Origin of the sequence: Algorimicrobium algoritergicola (assembly GCF_008086165.1) — a bacterium.
Classification (GTDB): domain Bacteria; phylum Bacteroidota; class Bacteroidia; order Flavobacteriales; family Flavobacteriaceae; genus Algorimicrobium; species Algorimicrobium algoritergicola.
The window spans coordinates 267,258-290,795 of record NZ_VSKL01000001.1; the positions used below are offsets into that span (position 1 = coordinate 267,258).

General features: G+C 33.7%; 26 protein-coding genes. 7 read left to right on the forward strand and 19 right to left on the reverse strand.

The window, feature by feature from the left end; all coding sequences use genetic code 11:
• Nucleotides 1–118: 118 nt before the first annotated feature.
• From arfB to ES675_RS01425, 7 genes are all read right to left on the reverse strand, one after another.
• Nucleotides 119–523, reverse strand: coding sequence for an alternative ribosome rescue aminoacyl-tRNA hydrolase ArfB (arfB, locus tag ES675_RS01395; protein ID WP_066255084.1), 405 nt, complete (start codon nucleotides 521–523; stop codon nucleotides 119–121).
• A 1-nt stretch (nucleotide 524) separates the two neighbouring features.
• Nucleotides 525–2,081 (reverse strand): DUF4301 family protein, encoded by a 1,557-nt coding sequence (locus tag ES675_RS01400; RefSeq protein ID WP_066255087.1) that lies wholly within the window; start codon nucleotides 2,079–2,081, stop codon nucleotides 525–527.
• Nucleotides 2,082–2,084: 3 nt separating this feature from the next.
• A complete protein-coding gene (locus tag ES675_RS01405; RefSeq protein ID WP_066255093.1) occupies nucleotides 2,085–2,645 on the reverse strand; it encodes an AAA family ATPase in 561 nt (186 codons plus the stop codon).
• On the reverse strand, nucleotides 2,606–3,238 hold the full coding sequence (gene pnuC / locus ES675_RS01410; RefSeq protein ID WP_066255095.1) for a nicotinamide riboside transporter PnuC: 633 nt from the start codon (nucleotides 3,236–3,238) through the stop codon (nucleotides 2,606–2,608). The genes ES675_RS01405 and pnuC overlap by 40 nt, the downstream gene beginning before the upstream one ends.
• Nucleotides 3,222–3,482, reverse strand: a complete 261-nt coding sequence (locus tag ES675_RS01415; protein ID WP_066255098.1) for a thiamine-binding protein — start codon at nucleotides 3,480–3,482, stop codon at nucleotides 3,222–3,224. Before ES675_RS01415 ends, pnuC begins: the two co-directional genes overlap by 17 nt.
• Before the next feature lie 87 nt (nucleotides 3,483–3,569).
• Complete coding sequence (locus tag ES675_RS01420) at nucleotides 3,570–4,295, reverse strand: geranylgeranylglyceryl/heptaprenylglyceryl phosphate synthase (RefSeq protein ID WP_066255100.1); 726 nt, start codon at nucleotides 4,293–4,295, stop codon at nucleotides 3,570–3,572.
• Nucleotides 4,295–4,927, reverse strand: a complete 633-nt coding sequence (locus tag ES675_RS01425; protein ID WP_066255103.1) for a 4'-phosphopantetheinyl transferase family protein — start codon at nucleotides 4,925–4,927, stop codon at nucleotides 4,295–4,297. The genes ES675_RS01420 and ES675_RS01425 overlap by 1 nt, the downstream gene beginning before the upstream one ends.
• 133 nt (nucleotides 4,928–5,060) lie before the next feature.
• Here ES675_RS01425 and ahcY point away from each other — a divergent pair, with 133 nt between their 5' ends.
• Together ahcY and ES675_RS01435 are read left to right on the forward strand one after the other, a co-directional pair.
• Complete coding sequence (gene ahcY, locus ES675_RS01430) at nucleotides 5,061–6,377, forward strand: adenosylhomocysteinase (protein WP_066255106.1); 1,317 nt, start codon at nucleotides 5,061–5,063, stop codon at nucleotides 6,375–6,377.
• Between the two features lie 154 nt (nucleotides 6,378–6,531).
• Nucleotides 6,532–6,996, forward strand: coding sequence for a DUF1569 domain-containing protein (locus ES675_RS01435; protein ID WP_066255111.1), 465 nt, complete (start codon nucleotides 6,532–6,534; stop codon nucleotides 6,994–6,996).
• Between the two features lie 107 nt (nucleotides 6,997–7,103).
• Here ES675_RS01435 and rpmA read toward each other — a convergent pair whose 3' ends face one another.
• From rpmA to ES675_RS01450, 3 genes are all read right to left on the reverse strand, one after another.
• Nucleotides 7,104–7,364, reverse strand: coding sequence for a 50S ribosomal protein L27 (rpmA, locus tag ES675_RS01440; protein ID WP_066255114.1), 261 nt, complete (start codon nucleotides 7,362–7,364; stop codon nucleotides 7,104–7,106).
• A gap of 35 nt (nucleotides 7,365–7,399) precedes the next feature.
• Nucleotides 7,400–8,098 (reverse strand): 50S ribosomal protein L21, encoded by a 699-nt coding sequence (gene rplU, locus ES675_RS01445; protein ID WP_066255117.1) that lies wholly within the window; start codon nucleotides 8,096–8,098, stop codon nucleotides 7,400–7,402.
• A 102-nt stretch (nucleotides 8,099–8,200) separates the two neighbouring features.
• Nucleotides 8,201–8,644 (reverse strand): DUF4199 domain-containing protein, encoded by a 444-nt coding sequence (locus tag ES675_RS01450; RefSeq protein ID WP_066255120.1) that lies wholly within the window; start codon nucleotides 8,642–8,644, stop codon nucleotides 8,201–8,203.
• A gap of 175 nt (nucleotides 8,645–8,819) precedes the next feature.
• Here ES675_RS01450 and ES675_RS01455 point away from each other — a divergent pair, with 175 nt between their 5' ends.
• On the forward strand, nucleotides 8,820–10,142 hold the full coding sequence (locus ES675_RS01455; RefSeq protein ID WP_066255132.1) for a M16 family metallopeptidase: 1,323 nt from the start codon (nucleotides 8,820–8,822) through the stop codon (nucleotides 10,140–10,142).
• Nucleotides 10,143–10,164: 22 nt separating this feature from the next.
• Entirely contained in the window at nucleotides 10,165–12,207 is a 2,043-nt protein-coding gene (locus tag ES675_RS01460; RefSeq protein WP_066255134.1) for a M16 family metallopeptidase, read from the forward strand.
• Between the two features lie 49 nt (nucleotides 12,208–12,256).
• Here ES675_RS01460 and ES675_RS01465 read toward each other — a convergent pair whose 3' ends face one another.
• Entirely contained in the window at nucleotides 12,257–13,135 is an 879-nt protein-coding gene (locus ES675_RS01465; RefSeq protein ID WP_066255123.1) for a DMT family transporter, read from the reverse strand.
• 92 nt (nucleotides 13,136–13,227) lie between these two features.
• Between ES675_RS01465 and ES675_RS01470 the strand changes: the two genes are divergently transcribed.
• Nucleotides 13,228–13,761: a heavy-metal-associated domain-containing protein gene (locus ES675_RS01470; RefSeq protein ID WP_066255124.1), complete on the forward strand. Its 534-nt coding sequence runs from the start codon at nucleotides 13,228–13,230 to the stop codon at nucleotides 13,759–13,761.
• 97 nt (nucleotides 13,762–13,858) lie between these two features.
• Here the strand turns inward: ES675_RS01470 and ES675_RS01475 are convergent, their stop codons facing one another.
• The 8 genes from ES675_RS01475 to mutY form a co-directional block, all read right to left on the reverse strand.
• Nucleotides 13,859–15,640, reverse strand: a complete 1,782-nt coding sequence (locus ES675_RS01475) for a T9SS type A sorting domain-containing protein (RefSeq protein WP_066253846.1) — start codon at nucleotides 15,638–15,640, stop codon at nucleotides 13,859–13,861.
• Nucleotides 15,641–15,655: 15 nt separating this feature from the next.
• On the reverse strand, nucleotides 15,656–16,207 hold the full coding sequence (locus ES675_RS01480; RefSeq protein WP_148367202.1) for a hypothetical protein: 552 nt from the start codon (nucleotides 16,205–16,207) through the stop codon (nucleotides 15,656–15,658).
• Nucleotides 16,208–16,218: 11 nt separating this feature from the next.
• Nucleotides 16,219–16,566 (reverse strand): hypothetical protein, encoded by a 348-nt coding sequence (locus ES675_RS01485; RefSeq protein ID WP_066253841.1) that lies wholly within the window; start codon nucleotides 16,564–16,566, stop codon nucleotides 16,219–16,221.
• A 277-nt stretch (nucleotides 16,567–16,843) separates the two neighbouring features.
• Complete coding sequence (gene gldD, locus ES675_RS01490; protein ID WP_148367204.1) at nucleotides 16,844–17,428, reverse strand: gliding motility lipoprotein GldD; 585 nt, start codon at nucleotides 17,426–17,428, stop codon at nucleotides 16,844–16,846.
• 38 nt (nucleotides 17,429–17,466) lie between these two features.
• Nucleotides 17,467–17,988 (reverse strand): hypothetical protein, encoded by a 522-nt coding sequence (locus ES675_RS01495; protein WP_148367206.1) that lies wholly within the window; start codon nucleotides 17,986–17,988, stop codon nucleotides 17,467–17,469.
• A gap of 14 nt (nucleotides 17,989–18,002) precedes the next feature.
• On the reverse strand, nucleotides 18,003–19,307 hold the full coding sequence (locus ES675_RS01500) for a gliding motility-associated protein GldE (RefSeq protein ID WP_066253830.1): 1,305 nt from the start codon (nucleotides 19,305–19,307) through the stop codon (nucleotides 18,003–18,005).
• Nucleotides 19,308–19,329: 22 nt separating this feature from the next.
• Nucleotides 19,330–19,800, reverse strand: a complete 471-nt coding sequence (locus tag ES675_RS01505) for a single-stranded DNA-binding protein (protein WP_066253827.1) — start codon at nucleotides 19,798–19,800, stop codon at nucleotides 19,330–19,332.
• Nucleotides 19,801–19,874: 74 nt separating this feature from the next.
• On the reverse strand, nucleotides 19,875–20,915 hold the full coding sequence (gene mutY / locus ES675_RS01510; protein ID WP_066253824.1) for an A/G-specific adenine glycosylase: 1,041 nt from the start codon (nucleotides 20,913–20,915) through the stop codon (nucleotides 19,875–19,877).
• Between the two features lie 134 nt (nucleotides 20,916–21,049).
• Here mutY and ES675_RS01515 point away from each other — a divergent pair, with 134 nt between their 5' ends.
• Nucleotides 21,050–21,340 carry an HU family DNA-binding protein gene (locus ES675_RS01515; protein ID WP_019386001.1) on the forward strand — a complete coding sequence of 97 codons (291 nt, stop codon included), beginning with the start codon at nucleotides 21,050–21,052 and terminating at the stop codon, nucleotides 21,338–21,340.
• A 386-nt stretch (nucleotides 21,341–21,726) separates the two neighbouring features.
• Nucleotides 21,727–23,271 (forward strand): Rne/Rng family ribonuclease, encoded by a 1,545-nt coding sequence (locus ES675_RS01520; protein ID WP_066253821.1) that lies wholly within the window; start codon nucleotides 21,727–21,729, stop codon nucleotides 23,269–23,271.
• Nucleotides 23,272–23,538: the final 267 nt, after the last annotated feature.

Below are 23,538 nucleotides of genomic sequence, written 5' to 3' on the forward strand. Positions count from 1 at the left end.
TTACCTGTTCTAGGTTCAATGGGTATGATCTCAGCCGTTATTGGGCACCCCTTTATGAGAACGCTGCAAAGGTAATTAACAATGTAGAATTACCAAGTAATAATGAAAAATTATTAATCTAAACTTCAGGTGGTTTCCTATTTGCCTTTTTATCAGCATTCTTTTTCTTGTTGGAAAGACGTTTAAGTTTCACGGCTCTTGGAACCTTGGTTGGTCTTCGTTTTTTAGGTACAATCAACCCTTGTTTAATCAACTCTAAAAAGCGTTTGATAACCAAGTCCTTATTTTTATGTTGACTGCGGCTATCTTCACTGGAGAGTATTAAAACACCTTCAGTAGTTAACCGATTATCTAACCTTTTAAGAAGACGCGCTTTTTGGTTTTCTGAAAATACTTGCGAATTTGGTAAATCCCAATTTAACACCACTTTAGAGGATGTTTTGTTCACATGCTGACCACCAGCTCCTGAACTTCTAACCGCTTTAAATGATAATTCTGTTATAAGAAATGCTGCATCAAACATATTATTTTATTTGATGTGGTGACTTCAGCAAATCGTTTACTGTTTTAACTGGGTTGAAGGTAATGAGTGGCACTTCAACAAAAACAGTATTCCAATTGGCCATGCTTCCATTCCATAAACCTGGCAACTCCAAGGCTTTCAATTCTTTTCCTAATCGTGTTTTTTTGGTAATAAAAGCGGCTTTATGATCTACAAATTGGGTGAGATCAAACTTATTTCCTCTGTAATCTTTTACACCACAAACCAAGTCTACAGGATTAAAATGTGTGGCATTTTTTAAGATACTTTTTTGATATTTATTCTTTTGATTTATTTGAGCCGACTCTACAATTTGAAGTGAAATAGTTCCACTTTCATCTTTAACCCAAAATGGTCCACCTCCAGGCTCGCCCTCGTTCTTTACCATACCACAAACGCGAATTGGCCTATTTAATTTATTCTGAAGATATTCTATTTGATACTTTTCGGCATATTTTTCAAATTCAGCAGAAATTTGCACCTGCATACTATTTGTTAAAAATCGGGCGATTTCAATGATTATTTCGTGCGATAATTCGCCATTTTCAATTTGTTCTAAATACTGAAATGCCTGTTGTTGAATTTCCATAAGAATCCCAGCCAGAATCTTTTTATTCTTGGCAACCTCATTTTTAAACTTATAAACAACCACATTATCAATGTTTTTAATAAAGATAATATCCGCGTTCAAATCATTTAAATTCTCAATTAACGCACCGTGTCCCGATGGACGAAATAATAAATCGCCGTTCTCTAATCTGAAGGGCTCATCTTTAGCTGTTACAGCAATTGTATCGGTTGATTCTTTTTGATAAGAAAACGAAATATCAAATTGAGAATTGGTTTTACGTTCTACTTTATCTTCAATTCTTGAAAATTCATTACTGAATTTATCCTTATGACTCTCCGAAATAGTAAAATGCAGTTTTGCTTGTTTATTGCAACACGCATACAAAGCAGATTCAAATAGATGTTCCTCAAAAGCCGTGGAAACAATTTGATTATTATATTCGTGAAAAGGCAATAATCCTTTAGGCGAATTACCATAATTCAAACCATTTTCGTCTAACATGGCTTTTACAAATAATTGCGAGCGGTAGCTATCGTCCAAATCCGAGAAGTTTGGATAGGTTTTACGTAACAAATCAATGACTTCAAAATAGAATGGGAATTTCTCTAAACCAACAAAAAAAACATGCAAACTTTTATCATCGCGTGTATTCATATACGAATTAATCGTTTGCTCGGCTGGATCATATTCTTCCAAAAACTGAAACAAAAATTTAAACATACGTGTTGCTGCACCAGATGCTGGAACAAATTTTATAATATCAAATTGGTCTTTATTTTCATCAAAAAATGCCACAAGGTTTTCAACTTCCGAAACATTGAGGCGTAAAATGCCATCACCAACCGTTGCAGCTCCTACCAAATTTGAATAGGGTAAACCGGAAACAAAGGTTTCAAGCTGTTTGTTAACACCTTCCACGGTTAAACCCTTTGATTCTATTTGCTTTATGTCCTTTTCAGAAAAAGTCATACCTTACTTTTTTAATAATTCATTAATATGTTTTACGGCAACTTCAAAACGTTTTGTTAGATTCCCACTTAATAGAATATAGGGTTTTTGGTGAATTTCTAACGCATTTTGAAACGCTTGAAACATCGTTTCTCTTTCATGCGGTTTATCGCGAATGCCATCAGGCTCCCATGGCAGATCAATATTAGTTAAAAAATAAAGATTATAGTAATTTTCTGTCGCAAATTTATTTAAGCGTTCTGAAGTAAAGCCTTGATAGTAAGCTTCACTATATACTTTTGTTTCTAGTAAATCGGTATCGCAAATTAGTAATTTATCAGCTTGCTGCGTTAGCTTGTTTTCTAATGCCATTTGCCCTTCCGCAATTGGCAATACATCATCTTGAGTTAGCACCTCATGTGATTTTGCTTTATTTTCGGCATAAATCCTTGAAAATTCTGGAACCCAAAGCGTATTAAAATGAGTAGCCAATTTTTTAGCAAGAATGGTTTTACCTGTAGATTCAGGACCAAACAGCACAATTTTTAGGCACTGACTGTCGTCTTGTTTAAGTGTTTCTTCCATGCTAAATAACCATAAATTGCTAATACTGTAAAACCTAAATACTGTAAACTTGTAAAGGTAAATCCTTTGTAGAAATATAAGGGAACTGAAATAATATCACCTACAATCCAGAAAATCCAATTTTCCACTTTTCGTTTTGCCATAAGCCACATACCAGCGAAAAATATAGCAGTTGTTAGAATATCAACATAAGACACCCAACTACTCCATTTATCAAAAATTTGATAAATAACAGCAACAAAAACCACTGCAACAACTGCAATTCCAATCGAAATCTGTTTATCCTTTTTAGTCCATGATGTGATTGGTGTTTCATGCGTATCATCTACTTTGCGTGTCCAAATGTACCAACCATAAATACTCATTATAAAATAGTAGGCATTAATAATCATATCGCCTAATAATCCCCATTTAAACAATAAATAGACGAAGATACTCGTGCTAATGATACCCGTTGGAAACACAAAAATATGGTTCTGTTTAGAATACCAAACCGATAGAAACCCGAAAACCACGGCAATGATTTCAAGTACAATATCTAGTGTATCATAATCGCTGTACTGACCAAATAGATAATCAAAAATGAGGCTCATAATCCTGTCTATCTGATTTGACAATTTTCATGTGTAGCAAACCGCGTTCAATGAGTTCAAAGGCTTCTTTTATTTCAACAGTTAACAATTGCATAACCGCATCATAATCACCATAAACTTGGGTGCTTAAAGGGTTTTCAAGAACTTTTAAATTAGATGCTCGTAACTTTTTAATAAAGTGAATGATGGCTGGCTCGTAGTCATCATGCAAAGGTGTTAAGGTTAATTCTACTGATATTTTCATATGTATTTGCCGCGAAAGCGGTAATCTATTTAATGTTTGTACTTACTTTAAATTTAAAACCTCTCGACTGTGCTCAAGGTGACATTATCAATCTTGAAGTTCTTCAAAAAAAGACTCATCATCTTCAAAAGCGGTTCCAATAACCACTAAATCGGCTCCAGCTTGGTAGGCTTGTTCTAATTGTTTTAAAGTTCGAATTCCGCCTCCCACAATTAAGGGTATGCGTATGTCCGATTTTACTTTTTTAATTATATTTATGGATACAGGTTGCAAAGCACCACTTCCTGCTTCCAAATATATCAGTTTCATACCAAGTAACTCGCCTGCTTTGGCTGTATCTGCTATTAATTGGATATTATTATTTTGCAGTGGTGCCGTTTCGGTTACACGTTGTACAGCTGTTTGTTTGCCATTTTCAATTAAAATGTAACCGGTTGACAAAATTTCTAAATTTGAATCTTTCAATTTAGAAACTGCCTCAACATGTTTACCGATTAAATAGTCTGGATTTCTACCTGAAATCAATGCTAAAAACAAAAGCGCATCCGCTTGATTTGTTATTTGTTTTACATCACCAGGGAATAATAGAATGGGTAATTTGGTGTGTTTTTTAATTTCTATTACTAAAGATTCTGTTAATTGTTCCGCAACTTCACTTCCGCCGACAAAAATATGTGTAGCTCTAGACGCATTTACTTTTACTATAAAATTGGCAACCGAATCTATAGCCATTTTATCAGGATCGATTAAAACGGCTAGTAATTTTTCGCCTTTAGAAATAGCTTGCAATATGTGATTATAAATAGTCTTCATTACGAAATTGGTAATGCAAAAGCACAGGTAAAACCTTCAAACTCTATAAAAGTAGTGTTGTAACTATGTTTTTTGTTATCATAATCTATCCAAGCACGTGTTTCGGTATCTATTATTTCAAATGGAATAACCAATGTGTGTTGTAAAAAACTCAACCCAGGAGTCGCAAACAACTTATAAAGCGATTCTTTAATACACCAAATAACGGTCAGTTTCCGAATATAATCTTGGGCTTCTTTTTGTAAATACTGACTTTCATAATCCATAAATTTATGGGCAATAACACCAATTTTGTCACGTTGCTTTTCAATGTCAATGCCTACTAAATGATCACTAACCACCACTCCTGAAAATGTAAAGGAATGTGTTATAGAAATATACTTACCATCTTTTAAATGCGGCTTTCCATTTTCATCATAATACAAATCAGAATCCGTATAACCAAACTCGGCAAGCAAATGTCTAACACTTAAAAAACCACGTTGGTGCAACTCACTTTTCATACTTAAAACGCGCCTGAAACTTTCAGGTCTTAAGGTAATTGGCTGAATTAAATCGTCATAGGATTCTTCTATCTTCCAGATTTTAACAGTAGTTTGTGAGTTGGGAATAAGGGTTTTATAAAGCGGCATTTAATATTCTAAAAGTTATTAGTTATCTTTGCACTGCCTAAAGCAGATTTAACAATTGCGACAAGCGAATTTAACCATTTTATGTCCTTTTGCCAAAGTTGTTAGGCTATAAAAACATTAAGAAAAAAATACTATGAGTACAAAAACAGTTGCTTACATACCGAACAAGGTAAAAGATATGTCGCTTGCGGCTTGGGGAAGAAAAGAGATGGATTTAGCTGAAGCAGAAATGCCAGGATTAATGAGTCTTCGTGAAGAATACAAAAATGAACAGCCACTTAAAGGTGCACGTATTGCAGGTTGTCTGCACATGACGATCCAAACAGCGGTTTTAATAGAAACATTACAAGCTTTAGGCGCTGAAGTAACGTGGAGTTCATGTAATATTTTCTCTACACAAGATCAGGCAGCAGCAGCTATTGCAGCAGCAGGAACAGCTGTGTATGCTTGGAAAGATATGACCGAAGAAGAATTTGATTGGTGTATTGAACAAACCTTATTTTTTGGTGAAGACAGAAAGCCACTAAATATGATTTTAGATGATGGTGGCGATTTAACTAATATGGTTTTAGACAGATACCCAGAATTAGCTAAAGGAATTAATGGTCTTTCAGAAGAAACGACTACAGGTGTTCACCGTTTATACGAGCGTGTAAAAGCTGGTACATTACCAATGCCTGCAATAAATGTAAATGATTCGGTTACAAAATCGAAATTCGATAATAAATACGGCTGTAAAGAAAGTGCTGTAGATGCTGTTCGTCGTGCAACAGATATTATGTTAGCTGGAAAGCGCGTAGTTGTTTGTGGTTATGGTGATGTTGGTAAAGGTACTGCTGCGTCTTTTAAAGGTGCTGGAAGTATTGTAACCGTTACAGAAATCGACCCTATCTGTGCGCTTCAAGCTGCCATGGATGGTTTTGAAGTTAAGAAATTAGAAACCGTTGTAGGAAATGCAGATATTGTTATTACTACTACAGGAAATAAAGATATTGTTCGTGGTGAGCATTTTGAAGCCATGAAAGACAAAACGATTGTTTGTAACATTGGTCATTTTGATAACGAAATTGATATGGCTTGGTTAAACAAAAACCATGGTCACACAAAAGATGTTATTAAGCCACAAGTGGATAAATATACCGTAAACGGAAAAGACGTTATTATTTTAGCACAAGGTCGTTTAGTGAATTTAGGTTGTGCAACAGGTCACCCAAGTTTTGTAATGAGTAACTCCTTTACAAACCAAACATTAGCTCAAATTGAATTATGGACAAATTTAGATGCATACGAAAACGACGTGTACATGCTGCCAAAACATTTAGATGAAAAAGTAGCTAAATTACACCTTGAAAAAATTGGTGTAGAGCTTACAGAACTTAAAGACGATCAAGCCAAATATATTGGTGTAGCCGTTGAAGGTCCTTATAAGCCAGAATACTACAGATACTAATAAATTCCTGCGAAGGCAGAAATCTTGAAATAGAAAATCCCAAGCAGCCATGTTTGGGATTTTTTTTGAGCAATTGCCACTTTGCAAAAAGCAACTAAACCAATAAAACCATAGCTTTTAAATACGTAACTTCGTTTTTTAAAACACTATATCTATGAGTTCAAAAAAAATGCATGTATTAATAGACACTTTAGAAAACCATATAGATCAGCATGATATTGTTAATCCAAAAATTTCAAAAGCAAATATTGGTTGGCACATAGATCATAGCTGTAAAGTCATTAATCAAGTCGTTATAACATTACAATCTTCAGATCCTGCTTTATATAAAGATGATTTTAGCTTTTTAGGCAAGCTGTTTTTTACGCTAGGATTTTTCCCAAGAGGAAAGGCAAAAGCACCTAAAAACGTTAAACCACCTGAAACTATTTCAAAAGAAGATCTTGTAAACCAATTGCAACAAGCAAGAACAAACATTGACACCATTTCGGATTTAGATAAAAACGCATTTTTTAAGCATCCGCTTTTTGGGAACGTAAACAACAAAAGAATTTATCGCTTTTTGGAATTACATACCAATCATCATGTAAAGATTATACATGAGATTTTGAAGAAATAGTAAATTAGATTAAAATTTCAGCAAATCCCAATTAGATACATTTTCAAAAAACAAAAACCCTTTCTGTTTCCAGAAAGGGTTTTATATATGTTAAAGAAATTGTTTAATTAAGCCTCGAAAGGTTCAATTGAAACATAAGATTTGTTGTCTTTTTTCTTTGTAAATTTAACAAGTCCGTCCACTTTAGCGTGTAACGTGTGGTCTTTTCCACCATACACATTTTCACCTGGGTGATGTGTATTACCTCTTTGTCTTACGATGATATTTCCAGCAATAGCAGCTTGTCCACCAAAAATCTTAACGCCTAAACGTTTTGATTCTGATTCTCTACCATTCTTCGAACTACCAACTCCTTTTTTGTGAGCCATTGTCTTAAGGTTTTATTTTATTAATAATAACGAAATTATTTCTCGATTCCGCCGTCTAATCTATCTTGTAATTCTTTAAGTTCATCCCACTTACCATCAGCAGCTAAAGCCGCTTGTTTTGGCCAAGTGTCAGTCACAATGTGAGCTAATCTTGAACTTGCATCTGTTAACACAGTGCTTAATGCTTCAGGCGTTGCTTTTGCTATTTTAGCAAAGCTTTCAAAACCTGCACTCACCAAAGCTTCAGCAGCTTTTGGTCCAGCACCTTCAATTTTCTTTAAATCGTCTGCTTTAGCAGTTGATTTTTTTGGAGCTGCTTTTGTAGCCTCTTCCTTTTTAGCTGGTGCAGCTTTTTCAGCTTTCACTGTCTTCTCTGCTTTAGCTGGTTTTGCTTTTTCGGTTTTTTCAGCTTTTTTGCCTCCCGAAGCTGCAATGCTCTCAATTACGATTTCCGTTAAAGATTGTCTGTGTCCGTTTTTTACACGGTAACCTTTACGTCTTTTCTTTTTGAAAACAATAACTTTATCACCTTTAAGGTGCTTTAATACTTTTGCTCCTACCAGAGCTCCAGTTATAGCTGGGGCGCCTACAGTTATATTGTCACCATCTGCAATTAAAAGAACGTTATCGAAAGAAACTTCCTTACCTTCTTCTGTTGCTAAACGATTAACAAAAACTCTTTGGTCTTTTTCAACTTTAAATTGATGCCCTGCTATCTCTACAATTGCGTACATAGCGTAACGTTTTTATTAAATTAGTTTATTAATCTGCTAACCTCACGGAAAGCGGATGCAAATATACTGCTAAATAATTAAACTACAAACGTTTTATTTAAATTACGAAATATTCCAGCTTTTTTTAAAATACTGCATAACCGTAAATGCCGAAATTACGGTTGTAGCTACACCCATTATACCAACAACAAAGGTCATGACACCAACACTAACCGGCGTTCCGTAATCTACTAAAGACAAAACTTCCGAAACAAAATCGCCATTAATTTCCGTAATATAAAGTAAGAAGAAAATTGTAAAAACAACTGTAGCAATAAAACCTGATAATAAACCTGCTATAAAACCATTTGAATATGTAAACGAATCCCCTTGTTCTAGTTTATAATAACGTATGGTTTCAAAAATTCCGAAAGCCGTTATAGCGGCATTTAAAAAACTAAAAACTGGGTTCGTGTGCTTATCTACTAATGCTAAAATTAAAAAATAAGCAATTAAAACAGCACTTGTAATAAGGCCAAACCGAACGGGTAAAATGAAGTTTTTCATAAGTTATTTTTTTGTTACTCTTAAATTTCGTGAAAATTTATGGCAAATAATAATTTGTTTATGTTTTTTTAACAATTATGATAAAAGCGGTAAGTATTTCTTATTTTTGAAAAATTGTAACATATTGCATACATAACAGACATATGACATGTCATTTAACAAAAAACAAACACACATGAAAAAAGGATTATTAACTTTTTCTGCATGTATACTAGCCATCATTACTAGTATTGCACAAGAAGTGAAATTTGAAGAATTTGATTTGGATAATGGATTACACGTTATACTGCATCAAGACAATACAGCACCTGTAGTATCTACTTCAGTGATGTATGATGTCGGTGGTAAAGATGGAGATAGAAGCCGTACTGGTTTTGCACACTTTTTTGAACACCTATTATTTGAAGGAACAGAAAATATTGGTCGTGGTGAATTCATGAAAATTATTCCAGCTAATGGTGGAACTTTCAACGCTTACACCTCTCAAGACAAAACTTATTACTATGAGATTTTCCCTTCTAACAAATTAGAATTAGGATTATGGCTAGAATCTGAACGTATGCTACATCCTGTTATTGATCAAGTTGGTGTAGATACACAGAACGAAGTAGTAAAAGAAGAAAGACGTCAAAGTTTTGACAACAGACCTTACGGTCAAATTTTAAATACTATTGGTGAAAACTTATTTGTATTACACCCATACAAAGATTCCAATATTGGGGAAATGGCGCATTTAGATGCGGCCACTTTAGAAGAGTTTATGACTTTTTTTAGAACATATTATGTTCCTAACAATGCTGTTTTAGTAGTTGCTGGAGATATTGATATTGCGAAAACTAAAGCATTAGTAAAAGATTATTTCGGAGCCGTAAAAAAAGGACCAGAAGTAGTTCGTAACTTCCCTTCCGAAGCACCAATTACAGAAACGGTTAAAGCAACTACGTACGATAAGAATATTCAAACACCAGCAATTATTGCAGCATATAGGGGTCCAGGAATGGCTACTAAAGATGCTCGCGTTTTAGATATGATTTCATCATATTTAAGTGGTGGCAAAAGTTCGGTATTGTATAAGAAATTAGTAGATGAACAAAAACAAGCGCTTACCGTTCAAGCTATAAACATCCCTCAAGTTGATTATAATATTTTTGCTTTATTCGCTTTACCATTAGGTGACCAAGTGACTATTCAAACCTTATTATCTGAAATGGATGAGGAAATTGTAAAAATGCAATCTGAATTAATTTCAGAACGTGATTATCAAAAACTTCAAAATCAATTTGAAAATCAATTTGTAAATTCTAATGCAAGTATCTCTGGGATTGCAGATTCTTTAGCTACCTACTATTTATTATATGGTGATGTAAACCTAATTAATAATGAAATAGATATTTACCGCTCTATTAGTAGAGAAGATATACAAAACGTTGCTAAAAAGTATTTAAATGCAAACCAACGAGTAGAAATAGATTACTTACCAAAAAAAGACGATCAATAAGATGAATACATATATTATAAAAATGAAACTATCTGCTTTTGTTGTCCTGTTCTTTATCGCTATTAGCGTTTCAGCTCAAATAGACCGATCTAAACAACCAAAAGCTGGACCAGCTCCAAAAATTACTTTGGAAGAACCTGGTGAATTTATACTAAAAAACGGCTTAAAAGTTCTAGTTGTTGAAAACCATAAATTACCGCGTGTTTCCTATTCACTACGTATAGATAACAGCCCTATTTTTGAAGGCGATATTGCTGGTGTAACTAGTGTATTAGGCTCTATGTTAGGAAATGGAACAACATCAATTTCTAAAGATGCATTTAATGAAGAAATTGACTTCTTAGGTGCCAGTCTTAATTTAGGTTTTGGAAGCGGTTTTGCTAGCTCATTAACGCAATATTCTGAACGTATTATGGAATTAATGGCAGATGCCGTTATCAATCCCTTATTAACAGAAGAAGAGTTTGAAGCTGAAAAAACAAAGCTAATTGAAAATTTAAAAAATAGCGATAAAAATCCGGATGCTATTGCAGGTCGTGTTGGCAGCGCATTATCTTACGGAAAAACACATCCTTATGGTGAGTTTACAACCGAAGAAACTATCAAAAATATTACATTTAATAACATTAAAGCGTATTACCAACAATACATGAATCCTGACAATGCTTATTTAGTTGTTATTGGTGATGTAGATTTTAGAACGGTTGAAAAACAAGTAAAAAAATATTTTAAGGAATGGGAAACAGATGCTAGTGTATCCACTACAATTCCAAAAACTGCGGAAAGCTTACCTGTTCCTCAAATCAATTTTATTGATGTTCCTGGTGCAACGCAGTCTAATATTTCTGTTACCAACAACGTATCATTAAAAATGAATGATCCTGATTATTTCTCGGCATTAATTGCAAATGAAATACTTGGTGGTGGTGGTGAAGGTTATTTATTTTTAAACCTTCGTGAAAAGCATGGTTACACGTATGGTGCTTATTCAAGATTAGGTGCGAATCGCTATGGCATGTCTCGCTTTAGCACAACAGCTAAAGTTAGAAATGCAGTTACTGATAGTTCGGTTGTTGAAACACTGAAAGAAATTAAGCGTATTAATAATGAACCTGTAGATGCTGAAGTGTTACGTAATGTAAAAGCAAAATACACTGGAAACTTTGTAATGGCACTTGAACGTCCAGAAACTATAGCAAGCTATGCCTTGAATATTAAATTAAATAACTTACCAAAAGATTTTTACGAAACGTATCTTCAAAAGATAAACGATGTAACAATTGAAGACGTTCAAACGGCAGCAAAAAAATATATGCGTCCTGAAAATGCACGTGTTATTGTAGTTGGTAACGGAAGTGAAGTTCTTGATAATTTAGAAAAAGTAGGTTTACCAATTCGTTATTATGACAAGTATGCTGATTTAACTGAAAAGCCAGAATACGAAATCGAAATGCCTGCGGACATGAATGCGAATAAAGTGCTTAACGCATATATTAACGCTATTGGTGGCAAGACTAAATTAGACAAAGTAAACTCGGTTTATATCACAGCTGAAGCAGAATTACAACCAGGCGTGGTTATTAATTTAGAAATGAAGAAAACCGTTAAAAACCAATCTTTACAACAAATTAGCGTGATGGGTCAAACTCAAAAACAAGTTTTAGATGGTGCAGCTGGTTATTCTTTAGCTCAAGGTCAGCGTAAAGATATGACGGAAGACGAGGTTAAAGATGCACAAGTAGAATCGTCTCCTTTTCCTGAAGTAAACTACTTAAATGGTGGTGTTACTTTAGAAAAAATTGAAAAGATAGATGGTGAAAACGCTTATAAAATTAAAGTTGATGAAAAGACTTCAGTTTATTACAGTGTTGAAACTGGCTTAAAAATTAAAGAAGTAGAAGCTTCAGAAATGGGACAGTCAGCTACTTTCTTTGGTGACTATAAAGATGTTTCAGGCGTTAAGTTTCCTTTTAAAATTTCACAAACAATGGGTCCAAGAACAATTGACTTTATTGTAAAAGAAATTAAAGTAAATGAAGGTGTTTCGGATGCCGATTTCGAGTAATTAGAAATCAAACCATATATTTCAAAAGCCTGAAGGAAACTTCGGGCTTTTATTTTTTACGTTTATGAGATAAATACACACCTAATAAAACAATAAGCGATCCTAATCCTTGCCACAGACTAAACCCTTCACCATCTAAAACACCCCAAACCAGTGCAATAATTGGCATTAAATAGGTGACTGACGATGCGAAAACAGGCGTAGAAATTTGAACTAATTTATTAAATAACACTTTTGCCAAAGCCGTCCCGAAGAAGGATAAAATGACTACATAAACCAAAGCCATTTTTAAGTTTGGATTTGATAAGGTTTCTGTTGTGAAAAAATCTGCAAAAATTAATATTATCAAAGCGGGAATGGTAATAACAGCATAATTTCCAGCTGCAATAGCCAAGGGTTTCACATCTTGTAAATAGCGTTTAATAATATTCACATTAGCCGCATACATAACCGTTGAAATTATAACAAAACCAGCATACAAATAGTTTTGTTCCGGATTTAACTCGGCTCCTTTTAAAATAAGGATAGCCGTTCCAATAAATCCAATTATCACACCTAAAACTTGACGCTTGGTTGATGCTATTTTAAAAACAGCAAATCCTAATAAAATGGTATTCAATGGCACTAATGAATTTAAAATAGATGCTACAGCACTATCAATTTCAGTTTCCGCAATAGCGAATAGAAAAGCAGGGAAAAAAGAACCCAAAAAACCCGAAGCACCAATCCATTTCCATTGACGTTTATCAATGGTTTTAAGCTTATTAAAACCTACAGCAAGTAAGAAAATTCCAGTAACGATAGTTCTAATAGCTCCTAATTGATAAGGTGTTAGTCCTAAAAGTGATTTTTTAATCAGAATAAACGACGTACCCCAAATCACGGAAAGCACAACTAAATATAACCACTTACTATCAATTTGTTTCATATCAAAACCAGTTCAAGGCACAAAACTCCAATTTTAAATGCAATAAATGGCAATATTTAGTAATTTTGTAATGAACTTAATAACAATTAAAAATGAAAACATTTAAAAATATAATGACACTTGTTGTTCTAGCACTAGCTTTTGCAAGTTGTAAAAATGAAACAGCGCCAGAAGTAGTAACTGTTGAAACTCAATCTACTGAAGTGGCTGTAGCAGAATTAGATCCAAATGCTACATATGCTAAAGCAGAATTCACTATCGAAGGGATGACGTGTGCTATGGGTTGTGCAAAAACTATTGAAAAGAAAATGGCTAGAATGGATGGTGTAAAATCGGCTAAAGTTGATTTTGACACGCGTTTAGCAATGGTAGAATATGATGAAGCTAAAGTGAATGCAACCTCATTAGAAGAAGTTGTTAAACAAGCTGGTGATGTTTATTCTGTAAAAGATATGAAAACTGTTGATAGTTTTGAAGGTGAAACGACACCTGATACTTCTATGGACAAAAAAGCCTGCGATAAAGATTGCAAAAAAGCCTGTTGTGCAGACAAAACAGATGCTGAAAAAACAGCTTGTGCTGACGACTGTAAAATGGCTTGTTGTGCTGATAAAGCCAAAGCATAAATGAATCCATTAAAATATGGACTAAAAATAAAAAAACCAGAAAATTAATTTTTCTGGTTTTTTTATACAAAAGCTTTACGTTTAAAAATTAAGTGCTTCAATTTGTAATTAACATCTTTTGTGTATACGTAGCATTACTATCTGTTGTAATGCTTAAAAGATAGGAGCCACTGCTTAAATTAAGTGTGTCAATGCGCTCTACAGAATTTTGTTTCTTTCCTGTTTCTAAAACCAATTGGCCTAGCATATTGTAAATTTGAACTGTGTATGGCTCATTATTAGGGTTTTTAATATTAAAGCTGCCTTGGTTAGGGTTTGGATACACCTCAAAATTGGAAGCTGCAAACGCTTCCACACTTAATGGTAAAGGCTCAAAACGTACTATAAACACATTTCTTATAAAGCCGTCTGTATTATTACCACCATCAATAAAGTCAGGTTGAATACTATTAGGTGTTGTTATTCCTGTTTCACTAACAGTTTCACCCACCAAATAAAAAACGTCATTATAAACCAAAGATTTAGAAGCGTAATCATTTTCATTACTACCGTAATAGGTGCCCCAATTTACGTCACCATCGGCGTTAAACTGCGCCACAAACGAATCATATCTACCCAATTTGGTTTCTTGATATGCACCAATGGTTGCTATATTTTCTTGAAGCCTACTTGTCCCAGACACGAATACATTACCAGCACTATCCTTTGCTAAAAATGATGTAACTGTAGTATCATCCACATCGTCAAAGTTATCTGGTTCTAAACCAATATAAGAAGCCCATATACGATTTCCTAGAATATCAAATTTCGCTAAAAACGGTGTCCAAATTGTGTTTTCTGATTGTTCTTGATAACTATTCGGCGTCGTTATATTATTGCTACCTATACTATTTCCTGTAAAATACAACACATTATTTACAACAAGTAAAGAGTTTTTATTTAGATATTCTGGGTAATTATTGCCATAATAGGTACTCCAAAGACGCTCTCCAGCTAACGAAAATTTAGTTACAAAAATATCTTGGCAACTACCAGATTCAACCTGATGGCTGTTTGGTGTAGAAAAATATGAATTGGTTGTTGGAGGAAAACAATCCCGTGATACTCCTGCCACATACAAGCCATCTAATCCTAAAGTTATACTATAAATATTAGAACTATTAATGCCATAGTATGTTGCCCAAATACGCTGCCCATCCACAGAAAATTTGGTTATCAGACTATTATTGGTTTGGTTTATTGTTGTTTGAAATGCATTTGGTGTAGCTGCATTAGTTTTATTTGTTTTAGTATAAAAATAAATACCATCATTACTTTTATTGGCCACTATACCATAACTATGGGTTATACTGGTTACTAGTGCATCTGGATCACTATTTGACCCTGTATAGTAAGTACTCCAAATCCTAGTTCCATACGTATTAAACTTTGCCAGAAACTCATCTGAACTGCCTTCTATATTAGTTTGCCAGGCATTACTAGTTGCAATACCATTAGCACTACCTGTACGCCCTAAAAGATAGATACTGTTGTCAACTCCAATAGTTATACCCAGAATAGCATCGCCAGACTCGCCCCCAATAAAGGTAGACCACAAAATTTCTCCCGCAGGGTTTAATTTGGTTAAAAAACCATCCGAACTTCCACCACCAAAAGAGACTTGATGTGCGTTGGTAGTAGCACTAAAAACACTTCCCGCTTTGACACTACCAACTAGATATATATTACCTTCTGAGTCTATGGTATTATCAGATAGATTTACACCTTCATCACCAAAATAAGTAGCCCAACCTCTTTGATAATCGAAGGTTTGGGCGTAACCTATTTCATATAAACCTATAAAACAAATGATATAGAATAGTTGTATTAATTTCATCATAGTTTGTTTACAATGTTAATCAGTAATTACAATGTACGTTTCTCCATCAGGTACTGCTGCACCACTAACTGGATCAATAACATTTAAAGATACGGTTCCTCCCAAAGACCCATAAGTATAACTATCAAAATAGTCTGGTGACACAGGGAAGAGCGTTCCTCCCCCAAGGGCTCCACTAGGTCCTACTTGTGTTTTAACATGTTCAATTATCTGGGTAGCTCCATAAATATTTGCAACCAAACTACTTGGTAAAGGATTAGACCAAGCTCCTCCAGAAACCAATTGTCTAGACCAGTTATCAATATTTGGCGAACTCGTTGGGGAATAAAAAGGGAATCTGTTTGTACTAGCAGGACTAGCTTCTAATATATAAGTTGCACCAGGAGGTATAGAAATAAGACCACCAGAAGGCTTACTTAAAAAAATTGGATGACTAGCTGTTTGCTTTTTTGTTCCAATATCTCCAATATCAAAATTAGTGCTTGAGAAATTATATATATAAACGGTTTTTTGAGCCATAGTTTGTAGGCCTAAAAACAATACGGATAGTAAAAGTATTTTTTTCATGGTTAATAGATTTAGTAGGTTAATTTTGTTTTTTCAGCATATACTTTAAGCGCCTTAATTAAAATTAAGTTGTTATTATTTAGCTTATCTAATTCTGCATTAGAAAACCCAAAAGTATTTAAAAGAATTCTCGATTGATTAATAATTTGCTCTTGGTTCGTACTGTTGAATATAGAAACTGGTTTACCATTCTTCTGCTCTAACGTATTTGAACGAGAAAATTCGGCCAATGCTTCTCTAAAAGCAATTATTTCATCGCTTTGCTTTAGGAACGAATTCTGTTCAGATAAAGATGTTGTATTTTCAACAGATATTGTATTTTCTTCTGTTGAGCAGGAAAAAAATACTGTTGACAACATCAATGCTAAAATAAATTTGGGGTGTTTCAGAATGATAGAGTTTAAATTAATAATTTGATATTCATCTACCCCAATATAAGATTTTTTAATACCACAAAGTTAAAATACGCTATGTTTTCGATGCAATACATCGAAATATTAATTCTTTTAAACGAAGAAAACAATAACTTCGCCCTTATGTAGCCAATTTTAGTGCATCATTTATAATTCAAAATAATACTATTAGTCTATTGAATTATTCAACCTGAATTTTAAATTTTTTAGAATGGCTTTTTTTTTATTTCCAGGTTACGGTTTCCATAATTTGCTGAATATCTTTTTGAAGATATTTAGCAGCTGGCAAAATAGAATCGAAATTAGGCTTCGCATAAAAATACAACGAGCCTGTTAAAAAATGATTGATGCTGTCCGTTACGTAAAACTGGGATTGTGATGCGGCATTACCACCAACTTCATAAAACATTCCATAAACCTTTCGCTCCTTATTCTCATATACTTGCTCCGCTATTTCATCTGCCTTTACGGTATGCTCTTGTGTAAATCCTTGAGCATCTTTAAGCAATGTTAGTAACCGTTCTTTATTATTGTTGATTGGTTTATAGGTTAAATAAATGGTGCCTTTTAAAGCAGGATACATTAAATCAATTCCATAACTACCAGAATCATTACTAATAGTTCGCGCTTTAATTTGTGCAGCCAATTCATTTTTTTCAAAAGTAAACGGAAAACCAGCTTCTAATTTTTTATAGTCAGCCGTAGGGTATTCCAAGCGTAAATGTGCTGCTGGTTTTGGTAAAGGATCATTACCACATGCCGTTAGGGATATGGCCAGAATTATAAAAAGTAATTGGTTGAATTTCATTATAATCTCAAATTATGTGGCCATTTTAAAATTTGTTACTAATCAAAAAATAGCGCGTTAAAACAAGTTATTCCTTTTAAATCTTTTAGCGGTTCAATTTTTTCGGAAATCGTATTTGCTTGCCATGCTTTTTGGATATGTTGAATCATCAAATTATCTGCTTTGTCTACCAATGCAATAATGTTTTCGTCCTCATTACCATCTATTTCACAATAGCCTATCGTTATAAATGTTTCCTGGGTTACGCTTGGGATGACTAAAGTATCCACTATTTTATGATGTCTTCCATTACCAAATGAATCGCGAGAAATCTTATTAAAAAGTATCAAACTATTAGCATCATCACGTAAGTGAAGTATTCCAAATTGCGAATCAAATGAATCACCATAAATGGTGGTATCACTAACTTTAATGTAATGTGATAGTTGGTTGACTTCTTTAAATTGTTGAAATTCTATCCCAATTAGGGAATCATTTGTTGTGGAAGTCTCTTTACCACAACTAACCAAAATTACCGCAAACATTACCAGAAGAATCGGTTTCATAATTATAGTTTTCATAGTTAGTTTTTACTTTAAGGAATAGTCACCTTCACACGTGTAATCCGTTTTTTATCTAATGCTTCTATAATAAAAACGTAATTTCCGAAATATATTTTACTGCCTTGCTTTGGAAAACTTTTTGAGAATTCTAAAATAAAGCCAGCCAAGGTTTCTGCTTCGCCTTTTTCGGCTTCAAATAAACTCTCGTCTTCAACTTTTACAATTTTATAAAAATCTTTTAAAGCTGTTTTACCTTCAAAAACATAATTATTATTATCTAGTTTCGAGTAAATTAAATCTTCATCATCAAACTCATCGCTGATATCACCTACAATTTCCTCAATAATATCTTCTAAAGAAATTAATCCAGATGTGCCACCATACTCATCAACCACAACGGCTAAATGGACTTTCTTTTCTTGAAATTCCACCATTAAATCATCCAGTTTTTTGTTTTCTGGCACAAAAAACGGCTCTCGCAGCAAGCTGGTCCAATCAAATTGCTTTCGGTCTAGAAATGGCAATAAATCCTTCACATAAAGAATACCCTTTATTTTGTCAATATTTTCTTCAAAAACAGGAATTCGGGAATAGCCATTACTCACAATTTCTGGAATAATTTCTAGATATTTCTGATTGACATTTAAGGCAAAAATATCAATACGTGGCCGCATGACCTGCTTGGTATCAGTATTTCCAAAGGACACAATACCTTTTAATATTTTATGTTCCTCTTTAGTTGTATCTGCTTCGCTCGTTAAATCCAAAGCTTGCGATAATTGATCCACACTTAAATTGGATTTTTGCTTACCCAATTTACTATGAATTCCTAGCGTGATGCTGCGCATTGGCAAACTTAATGGTGAAAAAATTACATCTAAAACACGCAATGGATAGGCCATAAACACGGCGAATTTCATACGGTTTCTGCTAGCATAAATTTTTGGTAGAATTTCACCAAATAGTAAAATTAAAAACGTGATAACTACCACTTCAACCAAGAATTTTACAATAGGTATTTGAATGCTTTTAAAAATAAATTGTCCTAAATAGGCGAAGAGAATAACAATACCAATATTGATGAAGTTGTTGGCTACTAAAATGGTTGCCAATAACTTTTTTGGACGTTCTAATAACTTAACAATAATATTGACAGCGGTTATGTTCGTTTGCGATTCGTCTTCAATATCCGTTCTGGTTAATGAAAACAATGCCACTTCTGCTCCAGAAATTAAGGCTGAACAAAGCAGTAATACAAATAGGAGTGCGATTCCTAAAAATATGGAATAATCAACGGAGATAATTAACGATAAAAAACTGGGAGGTTCTAGGTCCAATGATAGTTGGTTTTAATGACGTTTAAAATGGCAAATCGTCTTCTGGCATATCTACTTCCGGCTTGGGAGTAATAGGCTCTTGACGTGGCTGTGCACTTTGTGTTGGTTGTTGTTGTTGTTGTTGCGGCTGACTGGATGGCGAACTTCCACTTTCCCCTTTAGTCGTTAGAAACGTAAAATCTGTACACTGAATTTCAGTAGAATACCGATCATTTCCTGTTTCATCTTGCCATTTTCTCGTTTTTATACGACCTTCAATATATACTTTATCGCCTTTGCCTAAATATTTTTCACAAACTTCGGCAGCTTTATTTCTAACTACAATATTGTGCCATTCTGTATTGGTAACACGTTCATTGGTTTGTTTACTCGTATACGTCTCGTTTGTAGCCAGCGGAAAACGGCCAATGCAGCCACCACCTTCAAAGTAGTGCATCTTTACCTCATCTCCCAAATGCCCAATTAGCATGACTTTATTTAATGTTCCTGACATGATTCTTTATTTATTTGGCAAAATTACGCTTTTGCTATTCATAAACTTAAATTTAGTAAAAAAATATGAGCTCACTAAATTTCAGATTGAAAATTGAAAGCATCAATAAAATTTTTAATCAGAATGGGAACAGCATAATTTTCAATTTCTGAAACAGGAATACCTGTTTTTGGCAGATTAGCGGTTTGTATAATCCAAAACTTGGTATGTAAATGCTGATGTGATAATTTATGAATAATATCAACCGCGTTAAATAAGGTTACATTTTCAACCGAATCATCCGGATTTAATTGCTGTAGAAAACTTGCTTCATCCAAACTATGTTTCGATTCTAATAACGGAAATTGATACAGATTTTGCCAAATGCCTTTTCCTTTTCGTTTTTCTAGAATAGTTTGCCCATCATTAGTTACATAAACAAGAAAATTAAAAAACTTGTTTTTAGGTTTGTTGTTTTTAATTTTAATAGGTAATACGCTTATTTCGTTTTTCCGAAACGCTATACAACCTTCCTTTAAAGGACAAACCGAACAATCCGGACTGCTAGGTTTGCATTGTATGGCACCAAACTCCATGATGGCTTGGTTAAAATCGGCTGGATTTTTAGCATCAATAATATCTGTTGCCAAGGCTTTAAACACCTTTTTACCTTCCGTACTATTAATAGGTATATGAATTCCATAAAATCTGGCAAGCACACGATATACATTCCCATCCACAACAGCAGCCACTTCGTTAAAACAAAAGGATGCAATGGCACTTGCTGTATAATCGCCAATTCCTTTTAGTTTTAGTAAATCAGTATAGTTATCTGGGAAATTTCCGTTTAAATTTACAGCCACATATTTTGCTGTCGCGTGTAAATTTCTGGCTCGTGAATAGTAACCCAATCCTTGCCAAAGTTTTAAAACGGCTTCTTCGTTAGCATTTGCCAAGTCAAAAACGGTAGGATATTGCGCTACAAAAGCCTCATAATAAGGTAATCCTTGCTTAATTTGTGTTTGTTGTAAAATAATTTCGGATAACCATATATAGTATGGGTTCTTGGTGTTTCGCCATGGCAAATCACGCTTATTTACTGAATACCAATTTGTTAAAGTTTTTGTAAAATGCATCGAAGTAGGTTGCTAATAGCAAAAGTAAAGGTTTATATTCTTAAATTTTAATGAATTAGGTTTGAAATATTGAATTTTAAATTCCTATATTTGCATCCCTTATTAGATTAATAGCAAACAATAAAATAATTAACATGACAAAAGCTGATTTAGTAGCAAAAATTTCTGAAAAATTAGGAATTGAAAAAGGCGATGTACAGGCAACTGTTGAAACATTTATGGAGGAAGTGAAAACTTCATTAGAGAGTGGAGATAACGTTTATTTAAGAGGTTTTGGTAGCTTTATAATTAAAACTAGAGCTGAAAAAACTGGGAGAAATATTTCTAAAAATACAACTATCAAAATACCTGCTCATAATATTCCTGCATTTAAACCTGCAAAAGTATTTGTAGAAGGTGTTAAAACGAATGTTGACGTCAAGTAAAAACATTAAATTATTAACTTAAAACAAGTAACTTATGCCAAGTGGTAAAAAGAGAAAGAGACACAAGGTAGCAACGCATAAGCGTAAAAAGAGAAGACGCGCTAACCGACACAAAAAGAAGAAGTAAGCTTAAAAAGTAGTTATTTAACTACTTTTTTGGTTTTTACAACAAAGAGTTCTTTGAAATTGAGTTTCTCATTATATAAAAATTTTATGTATCGAGTTGCTCTTCGGATTTAAAAAAATCCTGTGAGATACCTTAACTATATTCCGTGTAAAAACTGAGTATAGTTTGGGTGTTCTTTCTATTGTTTGTAATGGACAGTAGAAAAAATAGTATTAATCCATCTGTCATACCTTTGGTATGGTAGATAAAAATTAACAAAATGGATAAAGAATTAATTATTCGGTCTGGTTCAGACGCTGTTGATTTTGCCTTATTAAAAGATGGAAGACTAGTTGAATTACAGAAAGATGAAGGCGGTAATAACTTTTCCGTTGGCGATGTGTTTATTGCCAAAATACGAAAAGCTGTTCCGGGTTTAAATGCTGCATTTGTAAATGTAGGCTACGAAAAAGATGCCTTTTTACATTATCATGATTTAGGACCCAAACTCCCTTCCCTTTTAAAATTCACAAAACGTGTAAGCACAGGTAAACTAAAAGACTATTCTTTAAAGAATTTCCCATTTGAAAAAGATATTGATAAAGACGGCAAAATTTCTGACGTTTTAAAATCAAATCAATCTACATTAGTACAAATAGTAAAAGAGCCAATTTCCACTAAAGGACCACGGATTAGTTCCGAGTTATCCATTGCTGGTAGATACATTGTTTTAGTGCCTTTTTCTGACCGTATTTCTATTTCACAAAAGATAGAGGACAAAGAGGAAAAAGATCGCTTAAAACGCCTTGTAAAGAGTATTACTCCTCAAGGTTTTGGCGTTATTGTACGTACAGTAGCAGAAGGCAAAAAAGTAGCAGAGCTAGATAAAGATTTACAAAATTTGCTTGGTCGTTGGACCGCAATGTGTAAAAAACTAGACAAAGCACACCACCCAAGTAAGGTACTTGGCGAATTGAATAAAGCTTCATCAATATTGCGCGATATTTTTAACGATTCGTTTACGAATATCCATGTAGATGATGAAGAACTTTACATTCAAATTAAAGATTATGTGCAAGAAATTGCACCAAAAAAAGAATCAATTGTGAAATTATATCAATCCAATGTTCCCATTTTTGAGAAATTTGGTGTAGAAAGACAGATTAAAACATCCTTCGGGAAAACTGTTTCTATGTCCAAAGGCGCTTATTTGGTAATAGAACACACTGAAGCTTTACACGTTATTGATGTAAACAGTGGTAATCGTTCCAATAAAGCTAAAAATCAAGAGGATACAGCCTTGGAAGTTAATATGATATCTGCAACTGAAATTGCTAGACAACTTCGTCTACGTGATATGGGTGGCATTATCGTTATTGACTTTATTGATATGACGAAAGCAGAAAACAGAAAAACGCTTTACAATCATCTTCGTGATGAAATGAAAGATGATAGAGCGAAACACAAAATACTACCACCAAGTAAATTTGGGTTAGTACAAATTACAAGACAACGCGTACGTCCAGAAATGAACATTAAAACGCGAGAGGAAAATCCGGATTCCGCTAATGGAGCCGATGTTGAAGCACCAATAGGTATTGTGTCGAAAATTACTCACGATCTTGAACAATTATTAAAAAAAGACTATACAAAGGTGACATTAAACACACATCCTTTTATAGCAGCCTTTTTAACCAAAGGTATTCCATCAATACGTTCAAAATGGTTTTTTGAACATAAAAAATGGGTCAAAATATTACCAAGAGATGCTTACACATACTTAGAGTACCACTTTTTTGATAAAGATGGTAAACAAATTAAATAATAAAAAAGCTCCGAATTTCTTCGGGGCTTTTTTTATGCGCTAAAATCAAGTGAAACTAATCTAAATTAGAAAGCTATTAAATCTGATTATAATGCAGATTGAAGTTGCCATATTTATTAGTTATATTTCAATTAAGGTAAAGCTAAATTTCAATCTTACGCTTCCACTATTAACACTGCTATAAACTATTGTTGAACGCATATAATTGAACTCCAACAAGAAGAAAAACAAAAAGCCTTGCTACATTAATAGCAAGGCTTTTTTTAT